Source organism: Nonomuraea sp. ATR24, assembly GCF_041950485.1.
Lineage (GTDB): Bacteria > Actinomycetota > Actinomycetes > Streptosporangiales > Streptosporangiaceae > Nonomuraea > Nonomuraea ceibae.
Genome location: NZ_JBGNUU010000009.1, coordinates 189,553 through 215,469 on the forward strand (window position 1 = coordinate 189,553; position 25,917 = coordinate 215,469).

A 25,917-nucleotide genomic window follows, 5' to 3' on the forward strand; every position below is an offset into this window, starting at 1 on the left:
GCGGGGGGGGCGCGCCGTGGGGCGGGGGGGCGCCGCCGCCGCGGCCCGCGCCGCGCGGCCGGCCGCCGGGCGGGCGGCGCCCGAGGTGACGCTGGAGGAGAGCGCCCGCGCGTGCGAGCGGGACTTCGAGCGGGCCGCCGCCGAGGGTGACGCGCCTGCGGCGGCCCGCGCGGTGCTCGCGCTGGAGGCGGAGATCGTCAGGTGGGCGGCCGACACGGAGGAGGACGCGGGCGGCGTCGAGCAGGCGAGGGAGCTGATGCGGCTGCTCATCGCCCGGCTCGGCGAGCTGGCCGCCACGGCCGGCGTCCGCGCGCTCGTGGAGCCGCTGCTGGCGCTGCGCGCCACGCTGCGCGGCCAGGGCAAGCACGGCGGCCAGGGCGGGCAGGGTGGTCAGGGCGGGCAGGGTGGCCTGGGCGGCTACGAGGTGGCGGACGCGCTGCGCGCCGCTCTGCTGGCGGGCGGCGTCCAGGTCGAGGACACCCCGGACGGCCCCCGCTGGACCCCGGCCTCCTGAGCGGAGGGACGGGTCAGCGGCGCGGCTTGTCGATGCGGGCGCCGTCGGTCGTGAAGAGCATCAGGCGGTTGGGGTCCACGCCGACCTTCGCGGCGTCGCCCGCGCGCCAGACGGGCCGGTTGCCGAGGCGGACGATGAGGTCGGCGCGGCGGTGGATGCCGCTGCCCGGGTGCTGCCCGACCTGCTCCTGCTCCTGCTGCTCCGGCTCGCCCCGGTTGGGCAGCAGGCGGCGGACGAGCCCGGCGATGCCGCCGGAGCCGCTGCGCTGGCCGTTGCGCAGCGCGGTGCGGTCCGGGGGCTCGGGCACGGGCACCGCGGGCACGCCGCACTCGATGTAGGCGAGCCATTCGTGCCCGTGATACTCCAGCGCCCGCACCCGCCCGAAGAACGACGGCCCGTCGTACGACTCGGGCACCGGCGCGAGCCCGTCGGGCCGCATGCCGACCAGCACCTGCCCGCCGGTGTACTGCGAGATGGCGTACGCGCGCGGATCGCTCCACGGGATCGTCAGCCGGTGCGGCCCGAAGTCGAGCAGCACGTACTGGTTCTGCGGCGTGCGCACCGTCGCTGCCAGCAGGTTCAGCTGCTGCGAGTTGAGGAACGCCGCTACGAACGCCGTTGCTGGATCGTTGTAAATCTGGGCCGGAGTGCCGACGTCCTGGAGGACGCCGCGGTTCAGGATGGCGATCCGGTCGGCCAGCGTGAGGGCCTCGACCTGGTCGTGCGTCACGTAGATGGTGGTGACGCCGAGCGACCTGACCAGGGCGGAGATCTCCATGCGCAGTTCGGTGCGCATGCCGGCGTCCAGGTTGGACAGCGGCTCGTCCATGAGGAACAGCTTGGGCTGGCGGACGATCGCCCGGCCCATGGCGACGCGCTGGCGCTGGCCACCGGACAGCGTGCCGGGGCGGCGCTCCAGGGTCTCGTCGATGTGCAGCGCCTTGGACAGCTCGGTGACGCGCTCGCGGACCATCGCGGGGTCCGACTTGGCGATCTCCAGGGGGAAGGCGATGTTCCCGCGCACGGTGCGGTGCGGGTAGAGGGCGCCGTTCTGGAACACCATGGCGACGTCGCGGTCGCGCGGCGCCAGGTGGTTGGCCATCTGGCCGTCGAGCCACAGCTCGCCGTCGGTGATCTCCTCCAGCCCTGCGATCATGCGGAGCAGGGTGGACTTGCCGCAGCCTGACGGGCCGAGGAGGACGAGGAACTCGCCGTCCTCAGCCTTGAGGCTCAGGCGATCGACCGCGAGGTGGTCACCCGGATACACCTTGGTCACTTTGTCGAGAACGACCGAGCTCATGGGCCCACACCTTGCGCACGTGTCACCTGTGACGGGGCTGATTGAAGAGGTAGTACATCGTGCCTTAACGCCGCGTGTCCACCCTTGACATAAAAGATCTCGCTCGCGGGGGTTTCGGACGGGGGTTTTGTGCATCCGAACACCTATATTTCCGGATGCGCGACCCTGGAAGGGCTTGCGAAAACTTGCCGCAAGCCTTTCAATGGTCGAGAACTTACGGGGGGTAAACCATGACCGCGTGGTGGCGTGACGCCGTGATCTACCAGGTGTACGTGCGCAGCTTCGCCGATGGCGACGGAGACGGCGTCGGCGACCTGATAGGCGTGCGCGATCGCCTGCCCTACCTCGCCGGGCTCGGCGTCGACGCGATCTGGCTGACCCCTTTCTACACCTCGCCCATGGCCGATTTCGGCTACGACGTCGCCGACTACCGCGATGTCGACCCGCTGTTCGGGACACTGGCCGACGCCAAGGCGCTCATCGACGAGGCGCACGGGCACGGCCTGCGGATCATCGTGGACATCGTGCCGAACCACACCTCCTCGGCCCACCCCTGGTTCCAGGAGGCGCTGCGCGGCCACAACCGCGACCGCTACATCTTCCGCGACGCCCCCAACGACTGGGAGTCGATCTTCGGCGGCCCCGCCTGGACCCAGGTGGACGACGGGCAGTGGTACCTGCACCTGTTCGACTCCTCCCAGCCCGACCTCAACTGGGAGCACCCCGAGGTGCGCGCCGAGTTCGAGTCGATCCTGCGCTTCTGGCTCGACCTGGGCGTCGACGGCTTCCGCGTCGACGTGGCGCACGGCATGGTCAAGCCCGCCGGCCTGCCCGACATCGGCCACACCGGGCAGACCCGGCTCATCGGCAACGACGTCGTCCCGTACTTCGACAACGACGGCGTGCACGAGATCCACCGTGCCTGGCGGCGCGTCCTCGACTCCTACCCCGGCGAGCGCATCGGCGTCGCGGAGGCGTGGGCGCCGACGCCGGAACGGCTGGCCCTGTACGTGCGGCCGGACGAGCTGCACCAGGCGTTCAACTTCCACTTCCTGTTCGCGCCCTGGGACGCCGCCGCGCTGCGCGAGGTGATCGACTCCTCGCTCGCCACCGCCGGCTCCGTCGGCGCGCCCTCCACCTGGGTGCTGTCCAACCACGACGTCAAACGGCACGTCACCCGCTACGGCAGCCTCGCCCGGGCCCGCGCCGCCGCCCTGCTCACGCTCGCGCTGCCCGGCTCCGCCTACGTCTACCAGGGCGACGAGCTCGGCCTGCCCGAAGTGCTCGACCTGCCCGCGGAGCTGCAGCGCGACCCGCAGCGGCTGCGCGACCCCGACAGCGGCCGCGACGGCTGCCGCGTGCCCCTGCCGTGGACGCGCGATTCCGGCTGGCGCGACCCGTGGCTGCCCGTCCCGCCCGCCTGGTCGGAGCTCAGCGTCGAGGCCCAGGACGGCGACCACCGCTCCACGCTGGAGCTCTACCGGCAGGCGCTCCGGCTGCGCCGCACCTTCTCCGGCGACCTCGTCTGGCACGACTCGCCCGAGGGCACGCTCGTCTTCTCCCGCGGCGACCTGCTGTGCACGGTCAACCTGACCGGCGAACCCGCCGACCTCGCGCCCGGCGCCGAGCTGCTGCTCTCCTCGGACGTCCCCGGAGCCGCCGATTCGGCCGCCTGGTGGAAAGTAAAGTAGCGGCCATGAACGGTCACGCTCGCCTAGCCGACATCGCCGCCCAGGCCGGGGTGAGCGAGGCCACGGTCAGCCGTGTGCTCAACGGCAAGCCCGGCGTCTCCGCGGCCACCCGGCAGGCCGTCATGACCGCGCTCGACCTCATGGGCTACGAACGCCCGCCCCGCCTGCGCCAGCGCAGCAACGGGCTGATCGGCCTGGTCACCCCCGAGCTGGACAACCCGATCTTCCCCGCGTTCGCGCAAGCCATCGAGAAGGCCCTCACCCAGCACGGCTACACGCCGGTGCTGTGCACCCAGCTGCCCGGCGGCGCGCCCGAGGACGAGTTCACCGAGCTGCTGGTCGACCGGGGCGTCAGCGGCATCGTGTTCGTCTCCGGCCTGCACGCCGACACCACCGCCCGGATGGACCGCTACACCCGCCTCACCGACCGGGGGCTGCCGATCGTCCTCGTCGACGGCTACAGCGAGCACATCGCCGCGCCGTTCATCTCGCCCGACGACCGCATGGCCGCCCGGCTGGCCGTCCAGCACCTGGTCGACCTCGGCCACGAGCGGATCGGCCTCGCGCTCGGGCCGCGCCGGTTCGTGCCGGTGATCCGCAAGATCGAGGGCTACCGGCAGGCGATGGCCCAGCTCCTCGGCGCCTCCGCCGCCGACGAGCTCATCACGCACTCGCTGTTCTCCGTCGAAGGCGGCCAGGCCGCCGGCGCCCAGCTCCTCACGCTCGGCTGCACCGGCATCGTGTGCGCCAGCGACCTCATGGCGCTCGGCGCGATCCGCGCCTGCCGCGAGAGAGGGCTGTCGGTGCCGGGGGAGGTGTCGGTCGTCGGCTTCGACGACTCGCCGCTGATCGCCTTCACCGACCCGCCGCTCACCACCGTGCGCAAGCCCATCATGGCGATGGCCCAGGCCGCCGTGCAGACCCTGCTCGAAGAGGTCAACGGCGCCCCGGCCAAGCACGTCGAGCTGATGTTCCAGCCCGAGCTCGTCGTACGCGGCTCCACCGGCTCCGGCCCCCTGGTCAACCGGTGAAGGACGTCCTCGTCCTCGGCGGCGCCGGCGTCGACTCCACCGTCTACGTGCCCGAGCTGCCGCTGCCCTACCGCGACACCTACCACGTGCCGCCCGTCGTCGACCGGATCGGCAACACCGGCGCCGGCGTGACGCTCGGCTGCGCCGCGCTCGGCCTCGACGTCGCCTTCGCCGACCTGATCGGCGACGACCCGCAGGGCGCGCTCATCCGCGACGCGCTGCGCGGCGTCGACTGCGCCTGGGGCCACGCCGAGGCCGGCACCCGGCGCAGCGTCCTGCTCGTCGGCCCCGACGGCCGCCGCACCTCCCTGTTCGACCCCAAGGCCACCCCCGGCGAACGGCTGCCGCGCCACCTCTACACCGGCGTCCGCGCCCGCCACGCCCACGTGTCCATCACCGACTTCTGCCGCCACGTCTACCCCGACCTCGCCGGCACCCCCACCTCCACCGACCTGCACGACTGGGACGGCGTCAACCCCTACCACGAGGACTTCGCCCACCGCTCCGACCTGGTCTTCCTCTCGGCCACCGCGCTGCCCGACCCGCCCGCCACCATGCGCGCCATCCTCGCCAGGGGCCGCGCCCACACCGTCGTGTGCACCCGCGGCGCCGACGGCTGCCTCGTCCTCACCCGCGACGGCGACCTGCGCGCCTTCCCCGCCGCCCCGCTGCCCGGCCCGGTCGCCGACACCAACGGCGCCGGCGACGCCTTCGTCTCCGGCTTCCTGTACGGCACCCTGCGCGGCCTGCCCGTCGACACCTGCGCCCGGCTCGGCGCCATCGCGGGAGCCCACGCCTGCACCACCCCGGGCACCCACGAATCCCCCATCACCGAAGCCACCCTCCTCGAACGCTCTCGAACATAGAAGCCCGTACGGCGGCCCGAAGACCGGCCAGGAGGGGAACGACATGTACCTGATCTACCGCTCGTGGGGCGAAGGCGTCCTCGGCAAGTCGGTGCGGCGCTTCCCGGAGCCGGCGGTGCTCGACTGGTTCCGCTCCATCTGGGCCACCCCGGAGGCCGTCCACGACCTGGGCGTGCACGGGCTCGGCCACATCCCCGGCGAGGGCGGTCCGCCCCCGGCGGACATGGCCGGGTTACGCACGCTCGCCAGGTCCCGGCTGTCCGACTCCCACCAGTGCAACGTCGACGACCACAGCCTGCGCGGCCTGGCCAACGGCCTCGACCACGAGGTGGCCTACTACCTGCTGGACGACGCCGTGGCCGAGGCCGAGCCACGCCGCTGGGCGTACGCCGTGCACGACGGCCCGCTGCCCGACGGCTCCGGTGACGCGCCGTTCGACCCGCCCTGCCCGGTCACCCACCTGGGGCCGCTGTCTTCCGGCGACGGCACCGTGTACGCGATCTTCATGGAGTGCGTCGCCAAGCACGACAGCATCGGCCGGCATCGCCCCTATGCCCTGACCGGCGTGCGGCTTCCCGAGCTGGGCGCCGCGCTGCGCGAGGCCGTCCCCGACGGCGACACGTGGCCGCGAGAGCTGGAGGTGCTGCGCGCCATGGTCGCGCCGGGGGAGACCGGCATCGGCCCGGCGCTGCGGCGCTGCAACGACTGGCCCGACTTCCTCGACTCGGAGACCGACGGCCACACCGGCTCCCACGAGGCCGCGCTCCGGCTGACGGCGGCCCGCCCGCCGGCGCCCTCCTTGCATCGGGAGCGCACCGTCGTCCACGTGGGCGAGCACCTGGCGCAGCTGTTCCTGTCCGGCTGGAACGACACGTACGGGCAGTGGTTCCTGTTCGACGACCGGTGGGCCGGAGCGCACCCCGACCTGGCCGCCTCGCTGACGTGGTTCGCCGCCCACTGGGACCCGGCCTGCGCGCGCCCGCACAGCAGGCTCACGACCTGCGCCGACAACCGCGTCCGCTACGTCGCCGTAGCCGGGCCCGACGGCCGCCCTGTCGTGCGCCTCGCCGGCCCTCAGGACGAGGACGGCCTCGGGGACCTCTGGTCGTCCGATCGTCCCGCGCCCGCCCAGCGAGTCCTCGCCACCGTCGAGCTGCAGCTCCGGCAACCGGCGCCGGACACCTGGAAGCTCACCCACTACTCCGTCGACCCGCGCCGCCAGGGGCGGCTCACCGCCGGGCTGCTCGCCCAGCGCATCGCCGCCGACCTGCGCGCCGAGGGAATCACCCAGGCGACCGGCTGGCTGCCCGACGACCGCGCGCACGGCAAGCTCTTCCTCCGGGTCCTCGGCGACCTGGGCCGGCGGCGCCCGGACTAACCGAGGCTGATGCGGACGCCGTCGCTCAGGGCGGAGTCGTGCAGCTCCAGGCCCGCGGGCTCGGCGTCGCGCGGCAGCTCGAACACGAGGGTGCCGGTGAACGACTTGCCGGGGCCGATGCTGATCGGGGAGATCTCGGCGCCCTCCTTGTCGAGCAGGCGGGAGCCGTCGTGGGCGCCGTCGTCGGCGTCGAGGAGCTTCTGCTGCGCCGGGTAGAGGACGCGGGCGTCCTGGCCGACGTTGCTCACCTTCAGGGCGATCCGGCAGGTGCGCCGCTTGGCGGACCTGGCCGGTTCGGGGCACTTGGCGGCCGTGACGGCGAAGCTCAGCTTGCCGTCGCGCACCGGCTCGCCGTCCTCGCCCACGGCGGGGCCGCGTGACATCCAGATGAGCACCGTGATCAGCACCGCGATGAGCACCAGCGTGATCACCAGGGCGGTCATGCAGCCGGTGAACACGTTCCGGCCCGTCCGCGCGGCCTTGGGGAAGGGGCGCGGCGGGAGCGGGCCCTGGCCCGTACGGTGCGGCGCCATCGGCACCGGGCCGGTCCGCTCGGGGTGCGGCAGGGACGACGGTACGGGGCCGGTGCGCTCGGCGTGCGGCATCGGCCCCTGCCGCGTCCGGTCGCCACGCGGCTGCCCTCCCGGGACCGGGCCCGTACGGTCGGCGTGGGGCATGGCCGTGGGGCCGGTGCGCTCGGCGTGGGGCATGGGCGTGGGCCCGCTGCGCTCGGCAGGGGGCACGGGTGCCGGGCCCGTACGCTCCGGATGGGACGCCGGGACGGGGCCGGTGCGCTCCGGGTGGGGCGCGTGCCCCCGCGCGGACCCGTGCCCGGGCGGCGGTGGCGGCGGCGCGGCCCCGTGCCGCGACGACGACTGCGCCCCAGGCGGATGCCCCTGCGGGCCGTGCGGCGCCTGCGACGACCCCTGTAGCCCCTGGGCCGCCTGCGGGCCCGGTGGGCGGTGCGGGGCGGCGGCGGGCTGCGGGCCGCGGGACGGCTGCGGCCCCGGAGGCGCGGGGCGGGGACCCGGACGGCGTGACCCGGCGGCCAGTGGGGGGAACTCGGCCGGGTTCCACGAGTCGGTGAGGTGGCGGGTGGCGGCGAGCTGCGCGGCCGGCTCGTCCGTCGCGCTCACCAGCTCCAGCAGCAGCTGCTTGGCCGTGGGCCGGCGCGCCGGGTCGGGGTGGATGGCCGCGGCGACCAGCCGGTCGAGCGGCGCGGGCAGCCCGCGCAGGTCAGGCGGCGCGGTGCGGGCACGGGCCGCCATCACGTACGCGTCGCCCTCGCCGAACGGATGCCCGCCGAGCCCCGCGTAAGCGATCAGCGACCCCCACGCGAACACGTCGCCCGCAGGGCTCGTACGGCCCTCGAAGACCTGCTCGGGCGCGATCCAGCCAGGCGTGCCCATCACCATGCCGGCGTTGGTGTGCCGGGAGCCGACGTGCGTCGAGCGGGCCAGGCCGAAGTCGATGACCCGCGGCCCGGCCAGCGTCAGCATCACGTTGGCGGGCTTGAGGTCGCGGTGCACCAGCCCGGCGGCGTGGATGGCGGTGAGCGCGGCGGCGACCCCGACGGCGGCCGAGTGGAGCATCGACGACGACAGGCTGCCGTGCTCGATGAGGTGATCCTCCAGCGAGACGCCGTCGATGTACTCGGTGACGAGATAGAGGACGCCGTCGTGCTCGCCGTGGTCGAGCACGCGGGCGGTGCAGAACGAGGCGACCTTGCGGGCGTTGGACACCTCTTCGTGGAAGCGCGCCCGGTAGACCGCGTCGGCGGTGAAGTCACGGCGGATCGCCTTGAGCGCCACCTGCTCGCCGTCGCCGCCACGGGCCAGGTAGACGGTGCCCATGCCGCCCGAGCCGAGCCGGCTGAGCAACTCGTACGGGCCGATCGCCGGCGGATCCTCCGGCGTCAGCGGAGTGCCGGAGCGACCCTGCTGCCCCAACGTCGCTGTCCTCTCGCCGTCGTCATCCCTGCCGACCAACCGACCATGTCACCCCAGACTCTAACGGAGGAAGCGACCGCTCGGTGGCGGTGCGGCGGCCTCGGTATCACCGGCTGCCGGGCAGGTGCGGCACACCCGGCTCGATGATCTGCGCGTACACGGAAACGCCCACCTCGCCGGGGCTGCGGCCTCCTCCGCCCGGCCCAGGCGCTTCCCCGCGCCGTAGGGCCTTGCCGCCCCTCGGCGGTTCTCCATCAGCGGGCCCCGCCCGGGCCCTCGCTCCGCTCGGCGGCCTTCCCGGGTGCGGCTCCGCCGCGCGCCGCCCTGTTTGGCCGCCTGGCCACGGAACGGCCTTGCCGGAGCGGGGAGAGGAGAGACGGCCGGATCAGGTCGGGGCGGGAAGCCACCCGCAGTAGTGAGATCGAGCCATGGCCGGGTCGTGCGACGGCGACGTGGCCGCATCAGTGAGGGAGGGAAGGATCGCAGCCTGACCGGTGAGCGTAGCCAGGTCGCGTGGCACGGCACAGCAGAAGCCCCCGACGCATCGGGGGCTTCTCGCAGGCAGCGGACCTACGGCTGGGGGACGCTGGATGCCGTAGTGGTCGAGCAGCATGCCCACGCCGTACTCGATACGGCTCAGCCGCTCGTCCATGCCGGAGAGCCGCTCCGTGTGCTCCACCAGCCAGTCCGTGTGTTCCGCTTGGACCGCCTTGATCTCGGCCAGATCCAGGCCGGTCTGGAACGCCCACGACTCCAAGACGCGGACGCGCTCGTCCATGCTCTTGGTCACAGTTGATCTCTCCTGCGGTGGACGTAAGGGAGCTGGCTGATATCCGCAGTCAGGTCCCGCTTTCTGCAGGCTAGTCGATCCCGGGCTCCGCCGCCGAGAGGCGCCGTAATCTCGGCCCCACGTGACTGCTACGTCCGGAATGGGGGCGCACGCTCCGCTCCGACGTCCCCTGAGCTGCGCCAAGCGAGTACGTTGCGAGCAGACTGACCGTCCTGCCCGGCATGTAGCCATGGTCCTGTCCGGCCGAGGATGCCGTGCCGGACCGTTGGCGGCGGCGAACCGTCGATGGTGGGAGCCGTAAGGCCGAGGCTCCACGGGGGTCCACGGCGGCACCGGGCGGCTGGTCGGCCCCCCAGGTGGCGGTGCCATCGGCGCCCGGAATCGACCCGCGGAGGGGATCATCGCCCCAGGTCACGCCTTGAGCCGTTTGAGCCGGTTGCCGAGCAGGTGGCCGTTGCGCAGCTCGTGGTCGGCCATGACGTAGACGGTCAGGCGCCTGAGCCCGGCCAGCGGCGCGAGGTCGAGGCCGGGAGCGGCGTCCACCAGCATCAGGCTGCGCAGTTGGTGCAGAGCCGCCAGGGGAGACAGGTCATCCAGTTCGAGGCAGTGCATCAGGTGCAGGTAGCGCAGCCGTGACATCGTCGCGACCGGACGCAGATCCCGCACCGGTGTGGCGTTCAGACGCAGGACGGTGATCGACGTGCATCCCGCCAGCGGGGACAGGTCATGCAGTTCCTTGACGCCTGACAGGTCGAGGCGCCGGAGGGGGAGGCCCGCCAACGCGTCCAGATCCGTCAGCCGGGTGTGGTCCGACAGCCCCAGTGAGACCAGCCGGGGCGCCCGCTCCACGAGGTCGCGCATCGAGGCGACCACCGGCGCCTCCGAAAGGGCCAGCCTGATGAGGCTGCCGAGGTCGGGCAGCATGTCCCACCGGGTCACGTGGCGGGCTCGCAGCAGTTGCAGTTCACGTAACTCGGGCCGGCCGTGCAAGGGAGTGAGGTCCTTCAGGTCTGACGCGTCGTCGAGCGACACCTCGGTCAGGTTGCGCAGCCCGGCGAGGAAGCCGAGGTCCGTCGCCCGCATCAGGTGGACGGTCATCAGCGCGGTCAGCTGACGGATCTCCCGCAGGACGTCCGCGGCCACAGGCCGCTCCAGCGCGAGCTGGCTGAGCGACTCCCGATGGACGAGCAGCGGTCCGAGATCCGTCACGGGAGCCTCGACGCTCACCCTGCTCTGCGGAGGGAGCTGCCGCAGCGCGTCGAACTGCCCGGCGGTGTGCACGGTGAGCCATTCCGTTCCCGTCATCGACGCCAGGACGCGGCTCGCGTACTGGCCGGGCTCGAAGTAGCGCCAGCCCTCGATCAGCTCCCCCTGCACCTGCGGGCGCTCGTCGGTGGCGTAGCGCGCCAGCACGTCCAGCGCCCGAGGCCCGTTGACGAGCCAGGCCGTCCGCACACACGCGCGGGCCGCCGCCGCGGACAGCCCGGCGAGGCCGGCCGGCAGCCGGTCGAGGACCACCGGCCCGGCCGCCGCCAGCGAGCGCGCCGAGGCGGCGTCGCGCGGCGGCACCAGGTCGTCCAGGCAGCTATCCACCGCCTCGCGCAGCGCCGCCGGCACCGACGGCAGCGTCTCCAGGCACGCGCACACCAGCACCTTCAGCCGCCGGGCGTGGCGCGGCTCGGCCGCCATCCGCGCCAGCAGGCCCCGCAGCAGCTCCTCGCGCAGGGGCGCGTTGGCGTGACCGGCGGCCATCACGACGACCTCGCGCCACTGGTCGCGGTGGGCGTTCAGGACGAGCGGCTCCACGTCGCCGTCCTCGGCGGCGGCGCGGGCCGTCAGATACTCCTGTACGGTCCGGTGCACGAAGTCGACGCGCCCTTCGACCGGCTCGCGCAGCACCCCGCTGCGCTCCAGCAGGTAGTCGAGCACCTGCGCGCCGGTCGCCCGCACGCGCGGCATCCCGGCGACGACCTTCTCCACCCGGGCGAGCGCGGCGGGCTTGGCGAGCTCGACCCGGTTGGTGACCGAGAGCTGCCAGGCGAGCTCCTGCAGCACCTGCGTCTTCTGGGCGCGGTCCAGGTGCAGGTCGCCGTAGCTGGGGATTGTGCGTTCGGCGTCGCGCCGGTGCAGCAGCATCTCCAGCGCCGCCGCGTACAGGCCCATCCGGTCGGGCGGCAGCTGCGAGGCGCGGTCGAGGTTGAGCGCGCACAGCATGGCGGCGAGCAGCGGCGTCGCGGCCAGGGCGCGCAGGTGGGCGGCGCCGTCGAGGTGGGCAAGGAGGCGGGCGCGGACGACGGGCAGGTGTTCGGGCGGGCAGGGCAGGCCGGTGCCGCTCCTGATCGCCTCGTGCCAGTGCTCGACCAGGGCGCGCGTGTCGGACGGCGTCATCCGCTCCAGGAACGCGGGCGCGAACCCCTCCTCGTCCAGCCAGGACGAGCCCGCAGCCGACGGCCGGCTGGTGATCACGACCCGGGTCGCGGGGAACTCCGCCAGCAGCGCCCGCAGCCACGGCCTGATGGACCTGCGCTGGGACCCGGTCAGCTCGTCCACGCCGTCGATCAGCAGCAGCGCCCGCCCGGCGGCGAGCTCCCGGTGCGCCCAGCCGGCCGGCATCAGCCCCGCCAGCGGCCCCGCCGTCAGGTCGAGGAACCGCTCGGGCCTGGGCAGCTCGCGGTCGGCGTAGCTGCGTAGCTTCACCAGGAAGGGCACGCAGCCGTTCCAGCTTGCCAGCTCGCCCTCGAACCCGCCCCGCGCGGCGGTGATCGCCAGCCAGCGCAGCAGTGTGCTCTTGCCGCCACCGGCCTCGCCGCGCAGCAGCATCCTGCGGCCCTGGCCGAGCGCGCTCTCCACGCGCATGGTGGCGGGCTCGTCCTGCCGGTCGTCCCAGGGCTCGTGCGCGGCCCGGCCGCGCGCGGCCGACACCGACAGGCTGATGTACGCCACGCTCAGGGACGTACGCGGCCGGAACCGCTCGATCCGGACGCCGAGCAGTTCGAGGCTGTCGAGCGTCCGAGAGACGTGTTCCAGGTAGCGGCGGCGGAAGCGCACGTCCCGGTCGGTGCCGTCGGGCGCCTCCAGGGTGCGGACCGGCAGCCGGTCGAGCACGGCCGCGATCTGCTCGCCCACCCCGGACAGGCGGGCCAGCGTCTCGGCCGCCGCCCTCGGGCCGAACTCGGGCAGATGGCGGACGATCCGCACCAGGCAGTCGCAGCACTCGTCGAACACCACCTCGTACAGCCGGGACGCCGCCTCGCCCAGATCCCGGGGCGCGGGCAGGCTTTCCCGCACGGCCCTCGACAGCCGTACGGGGTCGGCGTCGGCGGCGAGCAGCGCGCGGTCGGACAGGTCGGCGCGGGCCAGGGTGGCGGTGACCTCGGCGAGCACGATCACGCGGTCGTCGTCGCCCAGCCCCGCGAACTCGTGTGCGCACACCTTGAGCACCCGGGCGGTCACCGCGTCGGCGACGTCCTCGATCTGGCGCTCGGCCTTGCGGCGGACGAGCTGGTCGGGGAAGCGCGACCGCATGAGCTCGACCAGGTCCTTGCCCCGGCTCTCGGCGCCGGCCCGGGAGGTGAGCCAGGTGTGCAGAGCGCGGGTGCCGACCGCCTTGCCCAGCCCGAGGGCGGCTGTTTCCAGGGCCACCCGGACATTATGACCCGCCCGGCCCTCTCACACGCTGTCTCCGTCGTCGTCGCCCCGGATGTCGGCGACGAGGGCGTAGCGCTCGTCGCTCACCGGTCCGCCCCACAGGTCGGGGTCACCGCTGAGCGGCACCACGTGCACGTCGCCGGCCAGCGGTCGTACGGCGGCGGCCAGGTCGGCGGCGGTGACCCCGCCGTTCCAGGGGAGTGCCTCGGCGCCGCCCACGTAGCCGTCGCCGCCGCCGCCCCAGCGGCCCTCGATCAGGAGCAGCCGCCCGCCCGGCCGCAGCCGGCCGGCCCAGGCGCGCAGCGCCGCGTGCGGGTCGGGCAGCGTCCACACCAGATGGCGGCAGAGCACCAGGTCGAAGCGCTCGTCGCCGGTCGGCGGCGACGCCGCGTCACCCACTGCGAACCGGCCGGTGAGCCCGGCGGCGGCCAGCTTGGCGCGGGCCAGCTCGACCATCCGCGGCGCCACGTCCACGCCGGTCACCCGGTGCCCGGCCGCCGCCAGCAGGGCTGACAGCGAGCCGGTCCCGCAGCCCACGTCCAGCACGTCGAGCGCGCCTCCCGGCGCGGCGGGCGTCCAGGCGCGCAGCAGCCGGTCCCAGGCCGCCCGCGTGCGGCCGGCGCGCAGGCCGTGGTCGGGCTCGTCGTCGAACGCCCCGGCGGCGGCGTCCCAGTAGCCGGTGATCGCGGTCATGAGTCGGGTCATGACCGCGATCCTCCCAGCCGCCACCGACAGGAAACGGGGCCCGTTATCGCAGGGCCGCGGCCTCGGAGGCGAGCTTCTCGATGCGCGCCCAGTCACCCGAGGCGAGGGCGTCGGCCGGGGTGAGCCAGCTGCCGCCGACGCAGCCGACGTTCGGCAGCGCCAGGTAGGCGGCGGCGGTCGACGGCTGGATGCCGCCCGTCGGGCAGAACCGGACGTCCGGCAGCGGCCCGGCCAGCGACTTCAGGTACGGCACGCCGCCCGCGGCCTCGGCCGGGAAGAACTTCAGCTCCTTGAGGCCGCGCTCGGCCAGCGCCATCGCCTCGGTGGCGGTGGCCGCACCCGGCAGGTACGGCAGGCCGCTGGCGTCCAGGGCCTCCACCAGGGTGAGCGTCGTGCCGGGCGAGACCAGGAACTTCGCCCCGGCCTCCAGCGACGCCGCGATGTCGTCGGACGTGCGGATCGTGCCGGCGCCGACGCGGGCCTCGGGCACCTCGGCGGCGATCCGGGCGATGGCCTCCAGCGCGGGAGCCGTACGCAGCGTCACCTCGATGACCGGCAGGCCGCCGGCGACGAGCGCCCGGGCCATCGGCACGGCCGTGTCCGCGTCGTCGATCACCACGACGGGGATCACGGGGGCGAGATCGAGCAGGCTCATTGGATTGGTTTCCCCTCCCCGGGGCGGCGGCCCCGGGCTCACGGCCCGCACGCGGGCCTGTCGTTCACGCGGCCAGGTCGACGGCGGCGCGCTGGGCGAGCCAGGCGGCCGCGCCGGTCAGCGCCGGTTGCGGCGCGACGATGAGCGTGGTCGCGATGGCTTCCAGATATGTGGACATGTCAGGATTCGTCGTGAACCGGGTGCGGAAGCTGCTGGCGCACACCCGTTCCACGATACGGGGCAGCACTCCGCCGCCCAGGTAGACCCCGCCCCGGGCGCCGAGCGTCAGCGCCGTGTTGGCGGCGAAGCTGCCCAGCATCCCGCAGAACACCTCGACCGTCTCCGCGCACAGCGGGTCGTCGAGCCGCGCCACGATCCCGGACGCCGTCGCCTCCACGGCGGGCACCCCGTTCACCCGGGCCAGCGCCCGGTGCAGCCGGACCAGGCCGGGCCCCGACAGCACGTGCTCGGCGACCACCTGCTCCAGCCCCTCGGCGCGCAGCACGCGGACGATCTCCAGCTCCCGCTCGCCGGACACCGGCACCGTCACGTGCCCGCCCTCGCCCGGCAGCGGGATCCACCCGTCGCCCGACGGCACGAGGGCGCCGACGCCCAGGCCCGTCCCCGGGCCGAGCACCGCCTTGACCCCGTGCGCGGGCTCCGGCCCGCCGAGCGGCACCAGGTCGGCGCCGCCCAGGTGGGGCAGCGACACGGCCAGCGCCTCGAAGTCGTTGAGCAGCGCCGCGAACGGCACCCCCAGATCGCGTACGGAACCGGCCCACGGCGAGTTCGTCAGCCGGTAGCGGTCCCCGTCGATCGGGCCCGCCACGGCCAGGCACGCCGCCCCCGGCCGCAGGCCCTCGCCGTGCTCGGCGAGATAGGCGTCCACGGCCTCGGGCAGCGTGGCGTACGCGGACCCGGGCAGCACGGCGACCCGCGACGGCGGCGCGCCCACCTCGGTCACCAGGCCGAACCTGGCGTTGGTCCCGCCGATGTCGGCGACCAGCCAGGGCAGGTCGAACGCCTTCACCGGCCGGCCGCCGCGGGCCACGTCGCCACGCCGGACTCCAGGTGCGAGTTGCCGGACCCGGCCGGGAAGCCCAGGCCGGGGCCGTGGTCGGGGGACTCGGCGCCGCTGACGCCGAAGATCCCCGCGCCCTGCTCGGCGTGCCCGGCCATGCGCCGGAACGCGGCGAACAGCTCGCGGCCGGTGCCGACCCACTGCGCGTCGCTCAGCGGGCGGCCGCCGGGCGTCCGCCGCGCCAGCTCCTCGGCCGGGACCTGCAGCTCCAGCGTGCCCGCCGCCGAGTCGAGCCGGATGACGTCGCCGTCGCGCACCAGCGCGATCGGCCCGCCGTCCGCCGCCTCCGGCGACAGGTGGATCGCCGCCGGCACCTTGCCGGACGCGCCCGACATGCGGCCGTCGGTGACGATCGCCACCCGCTGCCCCCGGTCCAGCAGCACCGCCATCGGCGGTGTCAGCTTGTGCAGCTCCGGCATGCCGTTGGCGCTCGGCCCCTGGTAGCGGATGACGGCGACGAAGTCCTGCCCGTCCAGCTCGCCCGCCTCGAAGGCGCGCAGCAGGTCGAGCTGGTCGTCGAAGACCTTGGCGGGCGCCTCGATCACCAGGTGCTCGGGCTTGACCGCCGACACCTTGCTCACGGCCCTGCCCAGGTTGCCGCAGACCATGTGGATGCCGCCGTCGGAGGAGAACGGCGCCGACACCGGCCGCAGCACGTCCAGGTCGGTGCTCTCGGTCAGCTCCGACCAGACCAGCTCGCCGTCCTCCAGCGCGGGCGCCGAGCGGTAGCGGTCCAGGCCGGGCCCGGCCACGGTCAGCACGTCGGCGTGCAGCAGCCCCGCGTCCAGCAGCTCGCCGATGAGCACCTGCATGCCGCCCGCGTCGCGGAAGTGGTTCACGTCCGCCTGGCCGTTGGGGTAGACCTTGGTCAGCGACGGCACCACCTTCGACAGGTCGGCCAGGTCGTCCCAGGTCAGCACGATGCCCGCGGCGGCGGCCATGGCCACCAGGTGCATGGTGTGGTTGGTGGAGCCGCCGGTGGCCAGCAGCGCGACGCAGGCGTTCACCACGGCCTTCTCGTCGACGAGCTCGCCGATCGGCGTGTACTCCGAGCCGTGCGCGGTGATCTCCACGGCGCGGCGGCCCGCCGCCTCCGTCAGCGCGTGGCGCAGCTCGGTGTGCGGGTTGACGAACGTCGAGCCGGGCAGGTGCAGGCCCATGACCTCCATCAGCGCCTGGTTGGAGTTCGCGGTGCCGTAGAAGGTGCAGGTGCCGGGGGAGTGGTAGGACTTCGACTCCGACTCCAGCAGCTCCACCCGGCCCACCTTGCCCTCGGCGAACAGCTGGCGGGTGCGCGCCTTGGCCTTGTTCGGCAGCCCGGAGGTCATCGGCCCGGCCGGCACGAAGATCGCCGGCAGGTGGCCGAAGTGCAGCGCGCCGATGAACAGGCCCGGCACGATCTTGTCGCAGACGCCCAGCAGCAGCGTCGAGTCGAACATGTCGTGCGACAGCGCGATCGCCGTCGACATGGCGATCACGTCACGGCTGTAGAGCGACAGCTCCATGCCGGCACGGCCCTGCGTGATGCCGTCGCACATGGCCGGCACGCCGCCCGCCACCTGCGCCACGCCGCCCGCCCGGCGCACCGCCGCCTTCAGCTCCTGCGGGTACGTCTCGTACGGCTGATGAGCCGACAGCATGTCGTTGTAGCTCGTCACGATCGCGACGCCGGGCTTGGCCGAGCCCATCAGGGCGGGCTTGTCCTCGGCGGGCGCGGCGGCGAAGCCGTGCGCCAGGTTCGCGCACCCCAGGTGGGCGCGGGCCGGGCCCTTGGCGCGGGCGGCCTCGCCGTCGCGGCGGATGCGCTCGAGGTACGTGGCGCGGCTGCGGGCGCTCCGCGCCGCTATCCGGTCGGTGATCTCCTGGATGACGGTGTTCACGCTTCCTCCTCGTGCCAGGCGCGACCGCTGCGGCCGAGCAGTTCGTGGGCGCCCGCGGGTCCGGTGGACCCGGCGGGGTAGGGCTCGGGCAGGGCGGCGGACGCCTCCCACGCCTGCAGGATCGGGTCGATGAAGCGCCAGGCGGCCTCCACCTCGTCCCGGCGCATGAACAGCGTCGGGTTACCGGCCAGCACGTCGGTGAGCAGCCGCTCGTACGCCTCGGGCACGCGCGCGGTGAACGTCTTGCCGAAGCTGAGGCTGAGCGGCACCGGCTTCAGCATGACCTCGCCCGCGCCGGGCTCCTTGGCCATGATGTGCAGCTCGATGCCCTCTTCCGGCTGCAGCCGCAGCACCAGCCGGTTCGGCGTGCCGCCGGGGAAGATGGAGTGCGGCACGTCCTTGAACTGCACCACGATCTCCGAGCGCCGCTGCGGCATCCGCTTGCCGGTGCGCAGGTAGAACGGCACCCCGGCCCAGCGCCAGTTCTTCACCTCGGCGCGGATCGCGGTGAACGTCTCGACCCGGGCCGACGCCTCGGTGGGCGGGGTGGAGCCGGGCTCGTCCAGGTAGCCGGGCATGCCGGCGGCCTCGGTGTACTGGCCGCGCACGGTGAAGCGGTCGACCTCGGTGCCCGCGATCGGGCGCAGCGACTGCAGCACCTTGACCTTCTCGTCGCGGATCGCCTCGCGGTCGTTGCGGGCGGGCGGCTCCATCGCGGTCAGCGTCAGGAGCTGCAGCAGGTGGTTCTGCACCATGTCACGCAGCGCGCCGGCCTGGTCGTAGTAGCCGCGCCGGCCCGGCGTGCCGACGGTCTCGGCGGCCGTGATCTGGACGTGGTCGATCCACAGCGAGTTCCAGATCGGCTCCAGGAAGGCGTTGGCGAAGCGGAGCACGAGCAGGTTCTGCACGGTCTCCTTGCCCAGGTAGTGGTCGATGCGGTAGATCTGCCGCTCGTCGAAGATCGCGCCGACCTCGTCGTTGATCCGCTGCGCGCTCGGCAGGTCACGGCCCAGCGGCTTCTCCAGCACCACCCGCGACTGCGGCGTGACCAGGCCCTCGCGCTCCAGCTCCCGGCAGAAGGGGCCGAACGTCATCGGCGGGCTGGCCAGGTAGAACACCCGGTCACGGCCCTCGAACCCGGCCAGCATGGCGCCCAGCGCGGCCCAGCCGGACCGGTCGTCACCGCCCACGTCGACCGTCAGGTGGTGCAACCGGCCGAGAAAGCGCTGCCATCCGGCGTCGTCGTCGGCCGGCACCTGGTCACGTACCTCGGCGTCCACCTTGCCGCGGAAGTCGGCGTCGGTCAGCCCGCCCCGGGACAGGGCGATGATGCGGGTCTCGGGGGAGAGCCGGCCGTCCCGGTCGCTGTGGTAGAGCGCGGGCAGCAGCTTGCGCATGGACAGGTCGCCGGTGCCGCCGAACACGACGAGATCGGCCGTGTGGGAGGCAGAAGAGGCCGGGGAGGACGCAAGGGGGGACACGAGGAGAACTCCGATGATCTACCAAGCAATGGACAGAACGGACACTAGCCAGAGTTTGGGTCGTGCACAACCGTAGTTTTGGTATTCGAGATGAAAAAGTCGTGACTTTTCATGACACAAGGCTCTGTGGTTCACTTGGCCGATGGCACGACGTACCGCCGCTAGCCTCGCCACGAGTGGCGAGGTGCTGCGCCTCATCCGCACCGGTGAGGCCGTCACCCGGGCCGACCTCGGCCGGGTGACCGGCCTGTCCCGGCCCGCGGTGCAGCTCCGCGTCGGCGAGCTGCTCGAACGCGGCCTGGTCGTCGAGCGCACCGACGCCCCCTCCACCGGCGGGCGGCCGCCCGTGCGGCTGGAGTTCAACGCCTCCGGCGGCGTCGTGCTGGCCGCCGCGCTCGGCGCGAGCCGCACCCGCGTCGCCGTCTGCGACCTGTCCGGCCGCGAGCTGGCCGGACAGGACTTCGCCATCGACGTCGAGCAGGGCCCCGACGTGGTGCTGCCGCTGGTCATGGACACCTGGGACGACCTGCTCGGCGACCGGCCGCGCGAGTGCGTCCGGGGCGTCGGCATGGGCATGCCCGCCACGGTCGAGTTCGCCCAGGGCCGCACCGAGAGCGCGCGGGTCATGGCGTCGTGGACAGGCGTGGTCATCCCGCCCCTGGTACGGGCCCGCTTCCCGGTCCCGGTGCTGGTCGACAACGACGTGAACGTGCTGGCCATCGGCGAGCACCGGGGCGTCTACCCCGAGCTCGGCGACCTCATGTTCGTCAAGATCTCCACCCGCATCGGCGCCGGCGTCATCGCGGGCGGCGGCATCCTGCGCGGCGCGCTCGGCGCCGCCGGCGAGATCGGCCACATCCCGGTCCGCGACGGCGGCGGCGTGCTGTGCCGGTGCGGCAACATCGACTGCGTCGACTCGGTGGCCAGCGGCACCGCGCTGCTGCGCGAGCTGCGCGCGGCCGGGAAGGACGTCAAGGCCATCGCCGACGTCACGGCCCTGGTCCGGGCCGGGGACGCCGAGACGATGGCCATCGTGCGCGAGGCCGGGCGGCGCATCGGCGAGGTGCTCGCGGGGGCGGTCAACATCCTCAACCCGTCGGTCGTGGTGCTCGGCGGCGACATGGCCGAGGCGTTCGGGCCGCTCGTGTCGAGCATCCGCGAGGTCGTCTACCGCCGCTCCACCGCGCTGGCCACCCGGCGGCTGCGCATCGAGCCCAGCCGCCTCGGCGCGAGCGCCGGCATCAGCGGCTGCGCGGTGATGGTCCTCGACCACGTCCTGTCGCCGGAAGCGGTCGACGAGAGCCTCGCGGTCCGCTGACCGGGCGTCTCACAGGGGCCGCTCGCAGGACAGGCCGCCACCCGCGTGGTTGATCAGGTCCTGGTAGACCACGCTCTCCTTGATCGGCGTGTGGCTCTTGACCGTCTGCACCAGCCTGCCGCCCCGCTTCAGCTCGAACACCGGCGTCGTGCCCGGCTTCAGCGGCGCCTTGAACGACACCATGCCGGCCGAGGTCACCTCCTTGGTCCGCACGTCCGAGCCCTGCCTGATGCTGACGACGCCGGGCTCCTTGAGGAAGGCGACCAGCTCCACCTCGTTCCTGGGCGCGTCGCCGTACGGGACCGTGATCGGGCCGATCGTCTGCTTCGTCTTGTCGAACGGCGCGTCGGTGTGGTGGCTGCGGTGGAAGTAGTACAGCGCGTCACGCTTCACCGCCGGCCACTTGCCGGTCTTGAACCAGGTCGTGTAGTACGCGATCAGGTCCATCGGCGCGTAGCCGCGCTCGACCGACGGCGCCACCCAGGACTCGGCGTAGTCGTTCCAGGTCATGAGCGAGATCATGGCCGCGCCGCCCTCGTCGGCCTTGACGAACGACTGCCGGAGCGTGCCGCTGTTGGACGGCTCCCAGTAGCGCTTGTCGCGCGGGCGCACGTCCTCCAGCGAGGCGGGGGCCATGTAGAACCTGCCGCGCTCGGCCGCTTCGAGGCCCGCCCGCTTGTAGCCCTCGGTCGAGCTCTGCCAGCGCACGCCCCAGGAGGAGTAGCCGGCGACGTGGTCGTTCCACTCGGTCTTGCCGGTGCCCTGCCAGTCCAGGAAGATCGGCACCAGGACGGTCTTCATGCCCTTGCCGGCCAGTTTCGCGCGCAGCTCGTCCCACCAGGCCGGGGGCTGACGCTCGGGGTAGAACGGGGCGAGCGGGATCGTGCCGTCGGGCAGGTGATAGAGCGACGGGTGCCCCTTGGCCATCAGGATGTCGGCGATGACCTTGTCGTGCGGGGCGTCCTTGGCCGTGGGGAAGTCCGGGCTCAGCATGATCCGGAAGCCGGGGTCCACGTTCCTGGCCGCGGCCAGCAGCTTGGGGAACTGGTTGAAGCGCTGGTCGGAAGCCGAGGTGTGGTGCTCGTAGACGAAGCCGTCCAGCCCGGCCGCGATGGCCTGACGCACCTCCACCTCGAAGTCGGCCGTGCGCCAGTCGCCGCCGCGCACGGGGCGGGTCAGCGGCCGGTCGCGCGAGTGGCCGCCCTGCGCGGCGTACATGCCGTTGGAGCCGAGCGGGTTCAGCCAGGAGGCGTACTGGTCCTTCGACGGGTCCTTGTCGTCGATCGACAGCGGGTAGGGCGGGAAGTAGAAGGCGAAGACCTTCCGGTCGTACGAGCGCAGCGCCGAGGCCGCCGGCTTGTCGAACGGCAGGCACACGCCGTCCGGCGACGTGGGCGGCGTGGTGGGCGCCGGGCTGCCCGTGGGGCTGCTGGTGGGGCTGCTGGTGGGGCTGCTCGTGGGGCTGCTCGTCGGTGAGGGGGACGGTGTGGCGGCCGCCGGGGTGTAGGTGATCTTGAGCGTCGGGCCCTTGCCCGTGGTCCTGGACGAGTACAGGACCGCCACCGGCCCCGCGGAGGCCGTCAGCCCGAAGGAGTAGGCGCCGTTGCCGGTGAACGCCTTCGAGACGTCCAGCGTGGCGACCTGACCGGCGGTGAAGCCCGTACGCGTGGCCAGGGCCGGGCCGAACGTGGGCCGGGTGTCCCAGGTGGTGCGGGTCTCGGCCCAGTCGCCGGTGACCCGGTGCGCCGAGACCGTGGTGTTGGTCGTCCGGGTGGCGCGCACCTGGAGGGTCATGGTGACATTCCTGGCGTTCTCCGGAATGCCGGACACCTTGAACGCGGTGAGCGCCCGGCGTTCGCCGTCCGTCTTGCCGTTGCACGTCTTCACGCACACGGACATCCATTCGGCGTCGCCGTAAACGGTGGCGGGCGCGGCCTGGCTGATGAACACGTCGCCGGTCGCGGGCGCCGTGATGTTCACCGGCGCGACCGACGCTGTGGCCACGCCGGTCGTGGCGGCGCAGGCGACCGCCACGAAGGCGGCGAGCGCCGCCCGTCGATGGGATGGCAAGGGCTCTCCTCGGAGGGGGTGGAAGATCGCGATCACCCTCCCACGCCGCAGAGGGCACAAGTGGCGCTTTACCGGTATTTCTGGCTGACCGAAATAACGAATTTTGACCGTAATGGTCAATGGACCGTGCCCGTCCGGGGCGGGTCGCTAGCGGTGACCGCGCAACCGCATGTCGCCGCGGTCCTGGGGCGGCTGCGGGGGAGCGGGCGTGCGGGTGCGGCGGCCGGGCCGCGGGGTCGTGACGCCGGTCGGCGGCTGGGCCGCCGGGAAGCCGGAGCGGTCGGCCTCGGTGACCGGGCCGGAGCGGTCCGGCGCCGGGGCCACGGCCGTGGGGCGGGCGGACGGCCGCCGGGTCGGCTCGCCGGAGCGGCGTACCCGCGCCGGGACCCGCTCGGTGGGGCCGGCGTCGGGCGAGGCGGGCGTGGCCGCCACGCGGGCGTGGGGCGGCGTGCTGCCGGCCGGGGCGCGCCGCGTCGGCTGCGCCGCCGGGACCCGCGTGGGCACCGACACGAGCATCCCGCTCCGGTGCGCCGGGACGTCGCCGCCGAGGTCGGGCATGCCCGCCTGGGTGAGCGAGGCGCCGGTCAGCCCGCCGCCCGCCAGGACGCCCGCGAGCGCGACCATGACCGTCCCGGTCAGCGCCGCGGCGATCTGCAGGGCTCGCCCGCGCCGTTCCGTCTGTCCCACAGGGGCAGATGATAGTCACGCCTGGGGGCCGGCAGTGCCCGTACGTGACAATCGTGATCAAGTACGCACTCGATCAGCAGGCGCACAGCAGCCCGTTCAGCGCCGTCTCCAGGGCGCGGACGCCGGACGCCGGGGCGGGCCAGGGGAAGCGGATGAGCGCCCCGTCGGCCCGTACGGTGGCGCCGAAGGCGTCGAGCTCCCACAGCCACACGTCGGCGGCCGGCTCGCCGAGCTGCCGTGACACGCCGCTGGCGAGCTGCGGCCGGTGGCAGGCGTTGACGTGCGCGAGCACCCGCTCGGCCGTCTCCGCCAGCGGGTCGGGCCGGGCGTCCAGGTACTCGTCGGCGTCGAGCACGCCCGACTCCTGGCCCGTCAGGTAGACGACCTGGCCCACGTCCAGCCGCAGCAGCCGGGGCGCGCCGGGCCTGCCGTACTGCTCAAGGGCGTCGAACAGGGCCTCGTCCGGGTCGGCGGCCGCCACCGCGACCGCCGCCGCGCGGGCCTCGCGCTCGGGCACTGGCTGCGCCCATCCCTGCACCTCCAGCAGGCCGCGCGGGTGCTCGACGTCGCCCAGGCGGCGCATCGAGGTCAGGTTCACGGCCACCACGGCGTCGTCGCGCAGCCCGTGCAGCGCCTCGCCGGGGCGGACCAGGAGCACCGGGCGGCCACGCTCGTCCACGCCGCCGCGGGCGGGGGAGGGGGCGCCGTCGACGGACAGCCGGGCGACGCTGGCGGTCGCGGCGAGGGTGCGGATCCGCTCCGGGATCGGGAGCATGACGCCTCCTTGAGATCACACTGAATAGTAGGTTAGGCTCACCTAAGTAAGGACTACCTAACCACATTGAGGTGAACGTGCGCTACACCGGTCCCAAGGTGCGACTGTCACGTCGTGCGGGCGTGCCGCTGACCAGGAAAGCCGTCCGCTACTTCGAGCAGCGCCCCTACCCGCCGGGCGAGCACGGCCGCAAGACCAACCGCCGCAGCAGCGGCGACTACGGGCTGCGGCTGATGGAGAAGCAGAAGCTGCGCTGGTACTACGACGTGTCGGAGCGGCAGCTGCGCCGCTACTGGGATCTGGCCGTCCGCAAGCCGGGCGCCTCGGGCGCCGAGCTGGTCACGATCCTGGAGACCAGGCTGGCCTCGCTCGTGCTGCGGTCCGGGCTCGCGCCGTCGATCTACGCCGCCCGCCAGTACATCGCGCACGGCCACATCGCCGTCGACGGCCGCAAGGTCGACATCCCCAGCTACCTGGTCAAGCCGGGCCAGGTCGTCTCGGTGCGCGAGCGCTCGCGCCGGATGCAGCCGTTCGTCGCCGCCGCCGAGGGCGTGCACGCCGACGAGCGGACCGCCGCCTATCTGTCGGCGGACCTGGCGAACCTCACGTTCACGCTGGTCTCCCGCCCCGAACGTGAGCAGATCGCCGTCCCGGTCGACGAGCAGCTCGTCGTCGAGTTCTACTCCCGCTGACGCGCCTGCCGCGCCGGGCCGGTCTAGCCGCGGTCCGGCGTGAGCCGGCCGCGCAGCTCGGCCACCTCCTGGCGCAGCGCCGTCAGCTCGTCCAGGATGCGCTGCGTGGAGGCCGCCGAGACGTCCTCCAGCTCGGCCAGCTCGGCGGCCGACTCCTCGTCCATGGCGCTCACCACGACCGCCATGAACAGGTTGAGCACCACGAACGTGCAGACCAGGATGAAGATCGTGAAGAAGATCCACGCCGTGGGGTGACGGGTCATCACCTCCCGGGCGATGTTGCCCCAGTCGTCGCCCGTCATCGTCTGGAAGAGCGTGAACAGCGACGTGGGCAGCGTGCCGAACCGTTCCGGCGCGGTGTTCCCGTACAGCTTGGTGGCCAGGACGGCGGCCACGTACAGGACGAGGGAGAGCAGCAGCACGATCGAGCTCATCCCGGGCATGGCGCGCAGCAGGGCCGAGACGACCCGCCGCAGGCTGGGCACCACCGACAGCAGGCGCAGCGCGCGCAGGATGCGCAGCGAGCGCAGCACCGACAGGCCGCCCGTGGCGGGCGCGAGGGCGATGGCGACGATCACGGTGTCGAAGATGTTCCACGGGTCGCGCGGGAAGTCCGCGCGCTCGACGTACACCTTGGCCGCGAGCTCCGCCACGAAGATGTAGAGCGCCACGTGGTCGACGGCGGTGAGCAGGCCGCCGTACCCCGCCACGACGGACGGCACCGTCTCCAGACCGAGCGTGGCCGCGTTGATCAGGATGACGGCGACGATGAAGCGCTGGAAACGCCGGTGCGCCAGGACGGCGCGGGTGCGTTCACGCACGGGGTGCTGCTCCTCGGGGGACGGCGGCGGTCCCGCCCATCTTCCCGCAAAACGATCAATCCGTAGGAATCAACCGGAACACCCGCAACTCCCGCCCCGACCGCTCGGTGTAGCGCGCGTACACGGCCTGGTGGGCGACCAGCCGCGGCCACGCCTCCGCCCGCTCCGCGCCGGTCAGCAGCGACGCGGTGACCGGGAACTCGCGCCCGCCGAAGCGGACCGTGGCCTGCGGCCGGGCCAGCAGGTTGGCCGTCCACGCCGGGTGGCGGGGGCCGCCGAAGTTGCTGCCGACGACCAGCAGCGCGCCGCCGGGCTCCGGCAGGCAGGCCAGCGGGACGGCGCGCGGCAGCCCCGACTTGGCCCCGGTCGTGGTCAGCAGCAGGGCGGGGATGCGCCCGCGCTCGGTCATGCGGCTGCCCGCGAGCCTGCGCGCCACCGGGTCGAACGCGCGCATCAGCCGCGGCCCGGCCTGGGAGAACCAGGCGGAGCCGGCGAGCTTCTGGGAGAGGGCCTTGATCATGCGCGGAGTCTAGCTTGATCACCTGCGGCGCCGTCTCGCTCTGTGGTATAAATCCTGCCTATTCG

The 25,917-nt window shown here is 73.4% G+C and carries 21 protein-coding genes; 7 read left to right on the top strand and 14 right to left on the bottom strand.

The window, feature by feature from the left end; genetic code table 11:
- Positions 1-85: 85 nt before the first annotated feature.
- A complete protein-coding gene (locus tag ACBI99_RS23200; protein ID WP_375073442.1) occupies positions 86-514 on the top strand; it encodes a hypothetical protein in 429 nt (142 codons plus the stop codon).
- 13 nt (positions 515-527) lie between these two features.
- Here the strand turns inward: ACBI99_RS23200 and ACBI99_RS23205 are convergent, their stop codons facing one another.
- Positions 528-1,814, bottom strand: coding sequence for an ABC transporter ATP-binding protein (locus ACBI99_RS23205; RefSeq protein WP_219517397.1), 1,287 nt, complete (start codon positions 1,812-1,814; stop codon positions 528-530).
- Positions 1,815-2,044: 230 nt separating this feature from the next.
- On the opposite strand from ACBI99_RS23205, the gene ACBI99_RS23210 reads away from it, so the two are divergent.
- The 4 genes from ACBI99_RS23210 to ACBI99_RS23225 are packed head-to-tail and all read left to right on the top strand — an operon-like array spanning position 2,045 to position 6,780.
- A complete protein-coding gene (locus ACBI99_RS23210; protein ID WP_219517395.1) occupies positions 2,045-3,505 on the top strand; it encodes a glycoside hydrolase family 13 protein in 1,461 nt (486 codons plus the stop codon).
- 5 nt (positions 3,506-3,510) lie between these two features.
- Positions 3,511-4,536 carry a LacI family DNA-binding transcriptional regulator gene (locus ACBI99_RS23215; protein WP_219517393.1) on the top strand — a complete coding sequence of 342 codons (1,026 nt, stop codon included), beginning with the start codon at positions 3,511-3,513 and terminating at the stop codon, positions 4,534-4,536.
- Positions 4,533-5,402 carry a carbohydrate kinase family protein gene (locus ACBI99_RS23220; protein WP_375073443.1) on the top strand — a complete coding sequence of 290 codons (870 nt, stop codon included), beginning with the start codon at positions 4,533-4,535 and terminating at the stop codon, positions 5,400-5,402. Before ACBI99_RS23215 ends, ACBI99_RS23220 begins: the two co-directional genes overlap by 4 nt.
- Before the next feature lie 43 nt (positions 5,403-5,445).
- Positions 5,446-6,780, top strand: a complete 1,335-nt coding sequence (locus tag ACBI99_RS23225; protein ID WP_357590626.1) for a hypothetical protein — start codon at positions 5,446-5,448, stop codon at positions 6,778-6,780.
- On the opposite strand, the gene ACBI99_RS23230 is transcribed toward ACBI99_RS23225, so the two are convergent.
- The 8 genes from ACBI99_RS23230 to zwf all read right to left on the bottom strand — a co-directional run bounded on the left by ACBI99_RS23230 (position 6,777) and on the right by zwf (position 18,969).
- Positions 6,777-8,729 carry a protein kinase gene (locus tag ACBI99_RS23230; RefSeq protein WP_375073444.1) on the bottom strand — a complete coding sequence of 651 codons (1,953 nt, stop codon included), beginning with the start codon at positions 8,727-8,729 and terminating at the stop codon, positions 6,777-6,779. The two genes, ACBI99_RS23225 and ACBI99_RS23230, sit on opposite strands and share 4 nt — an antisense overlap.
- A gap of 385 nt (positions 8,730-9,114) precedes the next feature.
- Entirely contained in the window at positions 9,115-9,519 is a 405-nt protein-coding gene (locus tag ACBI99_RS23235) for a hypothetical protein (protein ID WP_375073445.1), read from the bottom strand.
- 411 nt (positions 9,520-9,930) lie between these two features.
- A complete protein-coding gene (locus ACBI99_RS23240; RefSeq protein ID WP_375073446.1) occupies positions 9,931-13,161 on the bottom strand; it encodes an NACHT domain-containing protein in 3,231 nt (1,076 codons plus the stop codon).
- Positions 13,162-13,188: 27 nt separating this feature from the next.
- Complete coding sequence (locus ACBI99_RS23245) at positions 13,189-13,872, bottom strand: class I SAM-dependent methyltransferase (protein WP_375073447.1); 684 nt, start codon at positions 13,870-13,872, stop codon at positions 13,189-13,191.
- 43 nt (positions 13,873-13,915) lie between these two features.
- Positions 13,916-14,527: a bifunctional 4-hydroxy-2-oxoglutarate aldolase/2-dehydro-3-deoxy-phosphogluconate aldolase gene (eda, locus tag ACBI99_RS23250; protein ID WP_375073448.1), complete on the bottom strand. Its 612-nt coding sequence runs from the start codon at positions 14,525-14,527 to the stop codon at positions 13,916-13,918.
- A gap of 64 nt (positions 14,528-14,591) precedes the next feature.
- Positions 14,592-15,578, bottom strand: coding sequence for a glucokinase (locus tag ACBI99_RS23255; protein WP_364179821.1), 987 nt, complete (start codon positions 15,576-15,578; stop codon positions 14,592-14,594).
- Complete coding sequence (gene edd / locus ACBI99_RS23260; RefSeq protein ID WP_219517379.1) at positions 15,554-17,488, bottom strand: phosphogluconate dehydratase; 1,935 nt, start codon at positions 17,486-17,488, stop codon at positions 15,554-15,556. The genes ACBI99_RS23255 and edd overlap by 25 nt, the downstream gene beginning before the upstream one ends.
- Positions 17,485-18,969: a glucose-6-phosphate dehydrogenase gene (zwf, locus tag ACBI99_RS23265; RefSeq protein WP_219517378.1), complete on the bottom strand. Its 1,485-nt coding sequence runs from the start codon at positions 18,967-18,969 to the stop codon at positions 17,485-17,487. Before zwf ends, edd begins: the two co-directional genes overlap by 4 nt.
- A gap of 142 nt (positions 18,970-19,111) precedes the next feature.
- Here zwf and ACBI99_RS23270 point away from each other — a divergent pair, with 142 nt between their 5' ends.
- Entirely contained in the window at positions 19,112-20,287 is a 1,176-nt protein-coding gene (locus tag ACBI99_RS23270; protein WP_375073449.1) for an ROK family protein, read from the top strand.
- A 9-nt stretch (positions 20,288-20,296) separates the two neighbouring features.
- Here ACBI99_RS23270 and ACBI99_RS23275 read toward each other — a convergent pair whose 3' ends face one another.
- The 3 genes from ACBI99_RS23275 to ACBI99_RS23285 form a co-directional block, all read right to left on the bottom strand.
- A complete protein-coding gene (locus ACBI99_RS23275; RefSeq protein WP_375073450.1) occupies positions 20,297-22,357 on the bottom strand; it encodes an endo-1,3-alpha-glucanase family glycosylhydrolase in 2,061 nt (686 codons plus the stop codon).
- A 147-nt stretch (positions 22,358-22,504) separates the two neighbouring features.
- The gene (locus ACBI99_RS23280; protein WP_375073451.1) at positions 22,505-23,044 is read right to left on the bottom strand and encodes a hypothetical protein; all 540 of its coding nucleotides are present in this window, start codon (positions 23,042-23,044) and stop codon (positions 22,505-22,507) included.
- Positions 23,045-23,117: 73 nt separating this feature from the next.
- On the bottom strand, positions 23,118-23,819 hold the full coding sequence (locus ACBI99_RS23285) for a DUF2470 domain-containing protein (protein ID WP_219517305.1): 702 nt from the start codon (positions 23,817-23,819) through the stop codon (positions 23,118-23,120).
- A gap of 77 nt (positions 23,820-23,896) precedes the next feature.
- Here ACBI99_RS23285 and rpsD point away from each other — a divergent pair, with 77 nt between their 5' ends.
- Positions 23,897-24,511 (top strand): 30S ribosomal protein S4, encoded by a 615-nt coding sequence (gene rpsD / locus ACBI99_RS23290; RefSeq protein ID WP_219517313.1) that lies wholly within the window; start codon positions 23,897-23,899, stop codon positions 24,509-24,511.
- A 23-nt stretch (positions 24,512-24,534) separates the two neighbouring features.
- Here the strand turns inward: rpsD and ACBI99_RS23295 are convergent, their stop codons facing one another.
- Entirely contained in the window at positions 24,535-25,332 is a 798-nt protein-coding gene (locus ACBI99_RS23295) for an ion transporter (RefSeq protein WP_219517303.1), read from the bottom strand.
- A 55-nt stretch (positions 25,333-25,387) separates the two neighbouring features.
- Positions 25,388-25,852, bottom strand: coding sequence for a nitroreductase family deazaflavin-dependent oxidoreductase (locus ACBI99_RS23300; protein WP_219517302.1), 465 nt, complete (start codon positions 25,850-25,852; stop codon positions 25,388-25,390).
- Between the last annotated feature and the right edge of the window lie 65 nt (positions 25,853-25,917).

Excerpts from the sequence above, each read along its gene's own strand:
- ACBI99_RS23285 (WP_219517305.1), bottom strand. The coding sequence starts at position 23,819 with ATGCTCCCGATCCCGGAGCGGATCCGCACCCTCGCCGCGACCGCCAGC.
- ACBI99_RS23225 (WP_357590626.1), top strand. The coding sequence starts at position 5,446 with ATGTACCTGATCTACCGCTCGTGGGGCGAAGGCGTCCTCGGCAAGTCG.
- ACBI99_RS23205 (WP_219517397.1), bottom strand. The coding sequence starts at position 1,814 with ATGAGCTCGGTCGTTCTCGACAAAGTGACCAAGGTGTATCCGGGTGAC.
- ACBI99_RS23215 (WP_219517393.1), top strand. The coding sequence starts at position 3,511 with ATGAACGGTCACGCTCGCCTAGCCGACATCGCCGCCCAGGCCGGGGTG.
- ACBI99_RS23300 (WP_219517302.1), bottom strand. The coding sequence starts at position 25,852 with ATGATCAAGGCCCTCTCCCAGAAGCTCGCCGGCTCCGCCTGGTTCTCC.
- ACBI99_RS23245 (WP_375073447.1), bottom strand. The coding sequence starts at position 13,872 with ATGACCCGACTCATGACCGCGATCACCGGCTACTGGGACGCCGCCGCC.
- ACBI99_RS23270 (WP_375073449.1), top strand. The coding sequence starts at position 19,112 with ATGGCACGACGTACCGCCGCTAGCCTCGCCACGAGTGGCGAGGTGCTG.
- eda (WP_375073448.1), bottom strand. The coding sequence starts at position 14,527 with ATGAGCCTGCTCGATCTCGCCCCCGTGATCCCCGTCGTGGTGATCGAC.
- ACBI99_RS23210 (WP_219517395.1), top strand. The coding sequence starts at position 2,045 with ATGACCGCGTGGTGGCGTGACGCCGTGATCTACCAGGTGTACGTGCGC.